Raw genomic sequence first — 9,632 nt, 5'->3', positions numbered from 1 at the left:
ACGGGACCAATAAAGGTCTGATCAATGCCACGAACCCCGGGGTGTTCTTCTACTACACAGGGCTGTCCAATACGATTCAGGGAACCAGTCCGTTGACGGTCAAGATTGACCAAAGCAATAACGGCCCGACCAACACAACAACTGCCGTTGGGAACACGGAGTGGAATTTCAACGCCGTGACGAACGATGTGAAGCTCTATCGTGTCATCGATGCCAACAACAATGGCAAGATCGATTCGAATGAGACCTGCACACAAGTCAATAGTGGCATTAGCACCACCTTTGGCAGCGGTGTTGACAAGGGCGATGTGCTCTTGACATTCACGCCGGTAGCCGGTTCGCTCTATGTCATCGGAGTGAAATACGATACAGGAACCGTAGTTGGCCTCCCTCAAGGGTCAAAACCAACCGTCCAGTACACCTTCAATACCAATGTTGGCGTCAACGGTAGCGTTGAGGAAACCGACTCCAAGGGCATTACGTTGGCGCCCAAGTCTGCGCTGACCCTCGACGGGCAGGCGCGAGAAGGTGGTCATGCATCGGCGCTCAAGGAAGCGGCGATGCAGCACGTGATCGACCAAGCCATCGCGTACTGGGCGGCGCAAGGGGCGAGCGAAGAGGGGTTGCAAGCCCTGAAGTCGGCGGAGATCGATATCGCCGACCTGGGCGGCAACACGTTGGCGGAGACTGGGTGGGACGGCATCACGATCGACGATGACGCGGCCGGCTACGGCTGGTCGTTGAGCGGCGTGAACGGCCAGGTCAATCCGAACAAGGTTGATCTGCTCTCTGCGGTGGAACATGAGTTCGGGCACCTGCTCGGCCACGACCACAACGATATGGGAGCCACCTTGGGCGTCGGCGAGCGGGTCGAGCCGATCACCCTGGTTGGTGTTCAGGACTACCAATCGGAGGTGATGTTCGGGTAAGCGTCATTCTCGGATGACCGAGTGAGGACAATTCCCGCCGTGCTCTTCGGCACGGCGGGAATTTTTTTCAGACCTGAAGGGTGGACGTGGTTGGTTGTCCTGGACTCAGAATGGCTCCTTCCCGTCGATGGCAAAGTGGTTTGTAATTGCGGAGAAATGAGGGATAAGCTAGGCATTGTGACGGTTCCGAAACGTCGAGGCAGTTTTTTCTTACATGAGGGGGGACTTGTATGGCTGAGAAATCTGACAAATCAGAGGGGGCGGCACAGGGGGCTGGCAATGAAGGAGCAGAGCGTCGCATGCAGGTAGGCATCCGCCTCGCGCCGGGCGAGCAGTCGACGCAGCCGATGTTCTGCAATTTCAGTGGGGTGACGAATGCGGGCGGGCTGTTACTCCTCGAATTCGGTTTTCTGGAACCGGGAGGCTTGCATGCGATCACCCAGGCTGCCCGGACGGGTGGCAATCCACCCGATTCAATCGGCGGCCAGCGCATTTGCCGTCTCGCCTTGCCACCGGATACGGCGGCCCAGTTGGCGCAGCAGTTGAATGGCTTGCTGGCGAGCGCGGCGAAGGCGAAGCAGTCCTAACAGGCTTCTTCCGTCGGAGCTGTCGATCTTCCCTTGCCATCTGAGACTGGGGTTCAGTATCTTGCCTCGTCGGATCGAACAGGTCCGACGAGGCTTTTTTATCACCGCGCCTCCCGGAGGACGATGTGATGTTCAGTTACTCGCCGGTGGCGTAGACACCATGAGCCGACTGAAGAACAACCACGCACCCCGCAGCCATCCCAGGCCCGACACACTCACCGTCACGCTCAACCATCATCAAGCCGGGCGATACGCGGAGGCCGAGGCTGGGTATCAGCGCCTGATCAAATCGCAGCCGCAGAATCCCGATGCCTGGCATCTATGGGGGGTCCTCGCTGCGCAGCAGCAACAGTATGAGAACGCGGTGGAACGGATTCAGCGTGCGCTCGCCTTGAAGCCGCACGAGCCGGTCTTTCTGGGGAATCTGGGGAATGCGTTTCTCCAGCAGGGACAACTCGGTCGGGCGATTGAGTGCTATGTGGGCGCCCTCCACCATCAACCGGAAGATGTGGACCTGCGCAAGAGGCTGGCGACCGTCTGTGAACGGCAGCTGGACTTGGGCATCGAGCATCAAAAGTCTGGCCGACTGGCTGAAGCGGAGGCCTGCTACCAGGATGTCTTGCGCGGCCAACCGGAGCGGGCTGATGCCTGGCACCTGCTGGGAACGATTGCGTTGGAGGGAGGCGAATTTGAAACCGCGGAGAAACACATCGGCCGAGCCATCACGTTGGCCCCCGATATCGCCAATTTCCACAACAGCTTGGGCGGTGTGTACCAGAAGCAGCGGCGCTACCTGGAGGCGATTGCCTGTTACCAACACGCGTTGCACGTGCAACCAGACATGGTGAACGCACATTCGAACTTGGGGCAAGTCTATCAGGCGGGACATCAATGGGCCGATGCCGAGGCTTCCTACCGCCAGGCGTTAGAACTGCGGCCGGACTTTCCCGATGCCCATTACCATCTCGGCAGACTGCTGAAAGAGATTGGGCGGACGACGGACGCCGAAGCTGCCTATAGAACAGCCCTGGCGTTCAAGCCAGGCTATCTTGACGTGTATTTTGCCTTGGGCGAGCTCTGTTATGGCAAGAATCGACACATGGAGGCGTTGGCTTGTTTCGAACAGGTCTTGGGTTTGAATAGCGATTATCCGTTTCTCCATGGATCGATTGCGAAGTGCCGAGCGAACATCTGTGAATGGACCGACCATACTCGGGCCTCACAACAGCTGCGTGAGGGGGTTCGGCAAGGCATAGGCTGCGTCACGCCATTTGTGTTTCTGAATGTGTCTGATGATCCTCTCGAACAGCGCCAGTGTGCTGAAATGCGTACCCAAGAGTATTGTTCAGATTACACGCTTGGCTCGCAAGGTCCACAGCATTCTCACAACACCATTCGCCTCGCCTATGTGTCGCCGGATTTTCGCCAGCACCCTATCGCCCACCTCATCTCCGACCTGATCGAACACCATGACCGTTCGCGCTTCCAAGTCTTCGGTGTCTCGATCGGCCCAGCGTCGAATGACCCTTGTCGCCAGCGGCTTGTCAGAGGCTTCGACCAGTTCCTGGACGTGCGTACGGCCTCCGACGAAGCGGTGGCGCGGAGGCTAAGAGAACTGGATATCGATATTGCGGTGGATTTGGCCGGGTACACGACCTTCAGCCGTCCGGGGATTTTTGCAGGTCGCGCGGCGCCGATCCAGGTGAACTACCTCGGCTTTCCCGGGACCATGGGCGCGGAGTTCATGGACTACCTCCTGGCCGACCGGTTTGTGATTCCGGAAGAGTTAGGTTCCTGCTATACGGAGCAGGTTGTCTATCTGCCTGACACCTTTCAGTGCGCCTCGCGGCGGGAGATCGCCAAGGCCACGCCCAGCCGCCAGGAATTGGGCTTGCCGAAGGCGGGCGTCGTCTTCTGCTGCTTCAACAACAGCTACAAGATCCACCCGGAGCTGTTCGATATCTGGATGCGGCTGCTGGCCCAAGTTGAAGGCAGCGTATTGTGGTTATTCAAGGCGAACGAATCTGCCGAAGATAATCTGCGCCGAGAGGCTGAAGCGCGGGAAGTGAGTCCGGACCGGCTGGTATTCGCTCCGCGCATGCCGCTTGCACAGCATCTGGCGCGTTACCGGCAGGCAGACTTGTTCTTGGACACGCTGCCGTATAACGCGCACACGACGGCGAGCGATGCCTTATGGGCCGGCCTGCCGGTCCTGACATGTCGGGGTCAGGCCTTTGCCGGGCGGGTGGCCGGGAGCCTGCTGCAGGCCATCGGCCTTCCGGAACTTATTACCACCAATCTGGCCGACTACGAAGCCCTGGCGCTGCGGCTGGCGACTCATCCAGGCGAGTTAGTTGCGCTGAAGCAGAAATTGGCCGTAAATCGAGATACGCATTCCTTGTTCGATGTCGACCGGTTCCGCCGCCACATCGAAGCGGCCTATCAGGCTATGTGGGAACGCTGGCAGCGAGGTGAGCCCCCGGCCGCATTTGCGGTGGATCCCATCGGGGGGCGATGTGTCGGTGAGAATGGATGTGATATCAAAAGAGCAATGCCATGAGACCGGGCGCCTCGTTGCAGGTCCCTAATCTGGTAGAGCTTCTTCGGTCGGACGAAGAGTGATTCCGCAGCGCGATTCGAGGATAGGAACGGCTTGCGTTCATGAGCGGGAGTTGTCTCCGGTACGTATAAAATAGGAGCAAAAGGCCATGGCCGAATGACTTGAACCTGCCTGCATAAGTGAGGTACTATCCAGTCCTCCCCTAGGTGGCGCACCTGGGGGGCATGCGCGTTCTCATAATTTGAGTGTTCACCCGCGAATACCCACGGCTCCACGAACTCACCGCAGCCATGACGACACCAAACAAGTCTACCCCGACGAACAATCCTGCGAGCCAATCTTCCGATCTGCGCCGGGCTTTGGAGGCGTGCCGCCAGTCGTTTCTGACCACCGCGTTCTTTAGCTTGTTCGTCAATCTGCTGATGCTCGTGCCGGCCATCTACATGCTGGCCATCTACGATCGAGTGCTGATGAGCGGGAGTGAATCGACGTTGACGATGATCACGATCATTGCGGTGTTTCTCTACCTCACGCTCGGCGGACTCGAATGGATCCGGACCAGGATCATGGTCGCGACGAGTGCGCGGCTCGACGAACAACTGGGGGAACGGGTCTTTGATGCGATCTTTCGACAATCGCTGGCGAGCAGCGGAGCCGTTGCCACCTCGCAGCCGCTGAGCGATCTCTTGCAGATCCGACAATTCTTGACCGGGCCGGGGTTGCTGGCGTTTTTCGACGCGCCCTGGATGCCGATCTATGCCGGGCTCATGTTTCTCTTTCATCCGTACTTCGGGGTCGTGGCGGTGCTGTCGATGCTGGTGTTGGCGGGGTTGGCGATCTGGAATGAGGTGGCGACCCGCAAGGACCTGGCGGAGGCAAACCGCGAATCGATTGCGGCCACTCAATTCGCGCAACGCCATTTACGCAATGCCGAAGTCGTCGAAGCGATGGGCATGTTGCCCCGTTTGCGGGCCCGCTGGCAGGCGAAACAACAGCAGGTCTTGGCGCTCCAAAGTCAAGCCAGCACCAAGGGGGGCGTGATCCACGCCCTCTCGCGGACCTATCGGCTGACGATTCAATCGCTGGCGTTGGGGCTCGGCGCCTATCTGGCCATCCATAAGGACATCTCGCCGGGGTTGGTCATCTCCGGGTCCATTCTCTTGGGGCGTGCGTTGGCCCCGCTCGACCAAATGATTGCGGGTTGGCGCGGGTTTCTCGGGGCACGCGAGGCCTATGGGCGTCTTGATACCCTGCTCCGTACCATCCCGGAACGGGATTCCCGCATGACTCTGCCGGAGTTGCAGGGGCAGATCAAGCTGGAGGACCTTGTCATTGCGGTTCCTGGCCGGACGGAGCCGATTCTCAACGGGATTACGCTCACCATCGAGTCGGGGACGTCGGTGGCCCTCATCGGACCGAGCGCGGCCGGGAAATCCACCTTAGCGCGGGCGATCCTCGGTCTGTATATTCCGGCGCGAGGACGGGTTTGCCTCGATGGCGCGGATGTGCACAACTGGGATCGCACCCAGTTCGGTCAGTCCGTCGGATACCTGCCGCAGGATGTCGAGTTGCTCGACGGCACGGTGGCGGAGAACATCGCCCGGTTTGGCGACGTCGACGCCGAGCGAGTGGTGGAGGCCGCGCAGTGGGCGGGAATCCATGAGATGGTGCTGACCTTGCCGCAGGCCTACGATACGCCGCTCATCGGTGGGGGCGTCGCCCTCTCGGCCGGACAACAGCAACGCATTGGTATTGCGAGGGCGATCTATGGACGTCCGCGAGTCGTGGTCCTCGATGAACCCAATGCGAACCTCGACATGGCTGGTGATGCCGCCCTCATGGCGACGATTCAACAACTTCAACGGGACGGCTGTACTGTCGTGGTCGTCACCCATCGCACGAATGTGCTCCAGGTGGTGCAGAAGATCGCGATGGTCGTCGGTGGAAAACTCGTGCTGTATGGTCCGCGTGATGAGGTCTTGGCGGCTATGGCAAAAGTGCAGCAACCGGCGGCCTCACCGAGACCGGCCGGGGCGGTTTCCTTGGGCCGTGTCATGCCGGCCGCCTCGGGCCTGAAGCCGTGAGGCGTGTATCCATGTGCAGGAGACCAGTGTCTCATGGCTGAACGGTTGCTCGAAGCTCCTCCCCGTGTCTTGAGCGACGATCGCGCGATTCGTCGCCAGGGGCTGGTGCTCGTCCTGGTCGTCTTCGGCGGCTTCGGGGCCTGGGCCTCGCTGGCGCCGCTCCAGAGTGCTGCCTTGGCGCCCGGTGTCATCACCGTCGAACATTATCGCAAGACCGTGCAGCACCTTGAGGGCGGGATCATTCGCACCATCGATGTCCATGATGGAGACGCCGTACAGCAAGACCAGGTGGTGGCGACGCTGGACGATACCCAATCCCGTGCCCAGCTCGAAGTCTTTCGGGGGCAGCTCTATAGTCGGGTCGCCCAGGAGGCTCGTCTTGCCGCGCAGCGCGACGGACTCCGATCCGTGCGCTATCCCCAGGACTTGCTCGCGCACAAAAGCGACTCGCGCGTCCAGGACGCCGTGCGGTTGCAGGATCAAACCTTCAACGTGCGTCAGGCGGCGTACGATGGCGAACGTGCGGTGTATCGCCGACAGATCGAGCAACTGCGGGCCAAAGTGGAGGGACTTCAGGCGCAGAAGCACAGCAAGGATCGTCTGGTGGAGTCCTACCGCGGCGATGTATCGGACTTCAGGAGTTTGTTGAAGGAGGGGTTCACCGAAAAGCAGAAGGTCGAGGAAATGGACCGCGCCCTGGCGCAGAGCGAAGGGCAACGCGGAGAGCTGGTGTCCGACATCGCGGCAAGCGAGTTGCAAATCGCCGAAATCGAACTGAAAATCTTACAGCTGCAGAAAGATCTCCAACGGGAAGTGGCCAAAGAACTGAGCGACGTCCAGACCGAATTGTTCGAAGTCCGGGAGAAAGTGCAATCGCTCGAGAGTACCGTCAATCGTACCGTCATCAAGGCCCCTGTCTCCGGGATGGTGCTGGGGTTGGCCGTGCATACCATCGGGGCCGTCATTCCTCCGGGGGGGCGGCTGCTCGACATCGTGCCTCAAGATCAGAAACTGATCATCGAAGCCCAAGTCTCGCCCATCGATATTGATCGGGTGCACGTGGGCCAGCAGGCGGAGGTGCGGTTCAGCGCGTTTAAGACCCGCGATCTCCCGACGATCATGGGGACACTGATCAGTCTTTCGGCGGATCGGATGGTCCAGGACAGCTCCGACCAGAAGAATCCCAAGCAGCCCAAGGAGTCCAGCGGAGGGGATGCGGCCTACTATCTGGCACGCGTCGCCGTTTCGCCCGAGGGGCTCGAGGCGTTGAGTACGGCGAACCTCCAACTAGTGCCGGGGATGCCCGCGGAGGTGCTGATCAATACGGGGGAACGGACCCTCGTGCAATATTTAATGAAGCCCTTGACCGACACCTTCAAACGCTCCTTCATCGAAGATTGAGCTGATTCCACCATGGACGACATGACGATCCGCCACGGAGTCCTACTCTGCTTGTTCCTGACGCTTCTGAGCCCCGTCGTTGCTGTGGCTGAGGGACAACCGGCTCCCGACAAGGCGCCGGCGAATTTGCTGCAGCTCTACGATCTTGCCCTGACGACGAATCCCATCGTGGAAGGCCGCAGGTCGTCCATCCTCCAGGCGGAGGCGCAGAAGGATCAGGCCCGGAGTAAGCTCTTGCCCCAAGTGTCGGCCACAGGCAACATCTCCTGGAACGAGTTCACCCAGGAAGTGCCCAACCGCTTGACCGGGCGGACGACGGACATCACGACACAGTATCAAGGGTTGCGCGGCGTCGTGCAGGCCCGGCAAGCGCTGTTCGACCTGGCCTCCTATCGGGCGTTCGAAGGCGCTGGGTTCATCGTCAAGCAGGCGGAGCAGGACTTGGAAGATTCCCGCATGACCCTCGCCACCGATCTTGTCGATCGTTACTTCGAGTTCTTGGAGGCTACTGATGAAGCCGGCTACCTGCAGAGCGAACTGGATTTGACTGAGGGGGACATGCAGCGAATCCGCCGCATGTACGAACGCGCCATGGCCAAGGTCACCGATCTGTACGAAGTCGAGGCCTACTACCAGACCCTCAAGACGCGTGAGCTCGAACTCTACAATGCGATGGCCGTCGCGCTGGAAAAGGTGCGGGAGGTGGTCGGGGTGCCGGTGACAGATCTGGCGCGGCTCAAGAAGGAGGAGTTGCCGCCGGTGCCTGGGCAGGCCGACCAGTGGGTGACGGAGGCAGTCCAGCGCCATCCGGCGATGCGGGCGTTGCAACATGCGCTGGAGGCAGCGGCCAAGACCATCGCCAGTCAGTGGGCCAACCATCTGCCGCAGGTGTCCCTGCAGATGTCAGGCATCTACGCCAAGAACGGCGGGTTCGACAACCGCCAGCTCGACCCCTATACGGTCGGCACCTTGGGCTTACAATTCAACGTACCCCTCTATTCCGGAGGCAGCACCAAAGCCGGAGAGCGCGAAGCCATCGCCCGGTTTGAAATCACCAAGTACAAGCGCCTGGAAAAGCAACGGGAGATCGAACGGGAGACACGTACGGCCTACCTGAATGCGCAAACGGGCTATTCGCGTATCGCCTCGACGGCGCGCGAAGTGGAAGCTCGGGTTAAGGCGCGGGACGGCCAGCTTCGGGGCTACGAGTTGGGCGCCTCGACGATCGTGGCTGTGTTGGAAGCAAAAAAGAATCTGTTGAAGTCGCGCTTCGGCTACGCCAAGGCCCGCTACGACTATATCCGGTCCGTGGTGGCCTTACGGGTCTGGGGCGGCACCATCACGCGGACGGATCTGGAAGAGATCAACGGGTGGCTGGTCCAGAACCGCTGGATGGCCCAGCAGTGATGATCGCCCATCTGCCTAAGGCTACGTGACTGTAAGATCCAGCAGCTTGCGGACAAACATCGATTGATGTGCTTCGACGGACTCAGCACGATCGAAAAACATCAGGATCATCAATGCCCTCTCCGGTCGTCCTGAGTTGATCGAAGGATGAACGGAGGGTTTTTCCGCAGCCTGCTCGAAGGGGTTGCGGCATGACCCTACAACAACAGTCCTTCCTCACCCTGCGCATTCAACCTCTACCTATCGGATCCATTTAATTATCGTTTTTCCGTAGCCTGCCAATCCCCCCCCCACTTATCTCTTACCGTCGAGTTCGTCAGGTCACCACGATCTGATCCCCATGAGTGATGCGGAGTTGCATTGCGGCTCAGAGTCATGTGGTGGCATTGCGCCTATGCCGATAGGTGGCCCTCACTCCACGAGCCTGGTGACGCCGTTCGCGTCCTGCGACATCGTTCCCCTGAGCCCGGATTCCGCAGTAGACGATCCAGGCCAACGCCCACTTTCAAAAATGCGTTGATAGTCAATGTCTTAACTTGTCGATTTTGAACTGCGCCGCAGTTGAACGTGGTGAATGCTGTCTTCGTGGTAGTACAGGAATTCATTTGAACTAACCGCAACTTGTGAACACACCTGGGTTTTCAACTGCGGAATTCGGGCTGAG

6 protein-coding genes are annotated in these 9,632 nt (G+C 59.6%); all 6 read left to right on the top strand.

Features of this window, described 5'->3' with window-relative positions:
- A partial coding sequence (locus OEX18_14910) for a hypothetical protein (GenBank protein MDH4338559.1) occupies window positions 1–929 on the top strand: 929 nt, incomplete at its 5' end.
- A 299-nt stretch (window positions 930–1,228) separates the two neighbouring features.
- Window positions 1,229–1,516 (top strand): hypothetical protein, encoded by a 288-nt coding sequence (locus OEX18_14905; protein MDH4338558.1) that lies wholly within the window; start codon window positions 1,229–1,231, stop codon window positions 1,514–1,516.
- Window positions 1,517–1,676: 160 nt separating this feature from the next.
- The gene (locus tag OEX18_14900) at window positions 1,677–4,076 is read left to right on the top strand and encodes a tetratricopeptide repeat protein (protein MDH4338557.1); all 2,400 of its coding nucleotides are present in this window, start codon (window positions 1,677–1,679) and stop codon (window positions 4,074–4,076) included.
- Window positions 4,077–4,366: 290 nt separating this feature from the next.
- Window positions 4,367–6,160 carry a type I secretion system permease/ATPase gene (locus tag OEX18_14895; GenBank protein MDH4338556.1) on the top strand — a complete coding sequence of 598 codons (1,794 nt, stop codon included), beginning with the start codon at window positions 4,367–4,369 and terminating at the stop codon, window positions 6,158–6,160.
- Window positions 6,161–6,193: 33 nt separating this feature from the next.
- On the top strand, window positions 6,194–7,561 hold the full coding sequence (locus OEX18_14890) for an HlyD family type I secretion periplasmic adaptor subunit (protein ID MDH4338555.1): 1,368 nt from the start codon (window positions 6,194–6,196) through the stop codon (window positions 7,559–7,561).
- A 12-nt stretch (window positions 7,562–7,573) separates the two neighbouring features.
- On the top strand, window positions 7,574–8,968 hold the full coding sequence (locus tag OEX18_14885) for a TolC family protein (protein ID MDH4338554.1): 1,395 nt from the start codon (window positions 7,574–7,576) through the stop codon (window positions 8,966–8,968).
- Window positions 8,969–9,632 lie beyond the last annotated feature (664 nt).

The sequence above is a fragment of the Candidatus Krumholzibacteriia bacterium genome, assembly GCA_029865265.1.
Lineage (GTDB): Bacteria > Krumholzibacteriota > Krumholzibacteriia > WVZY01 > JAKEHA01 > JAKEHA01.
The sequence above is the reverse complement of the archived record's forward strand: the minus strand, read 5'-3'. Positions and strand labels throughout refer to the sequence as shown.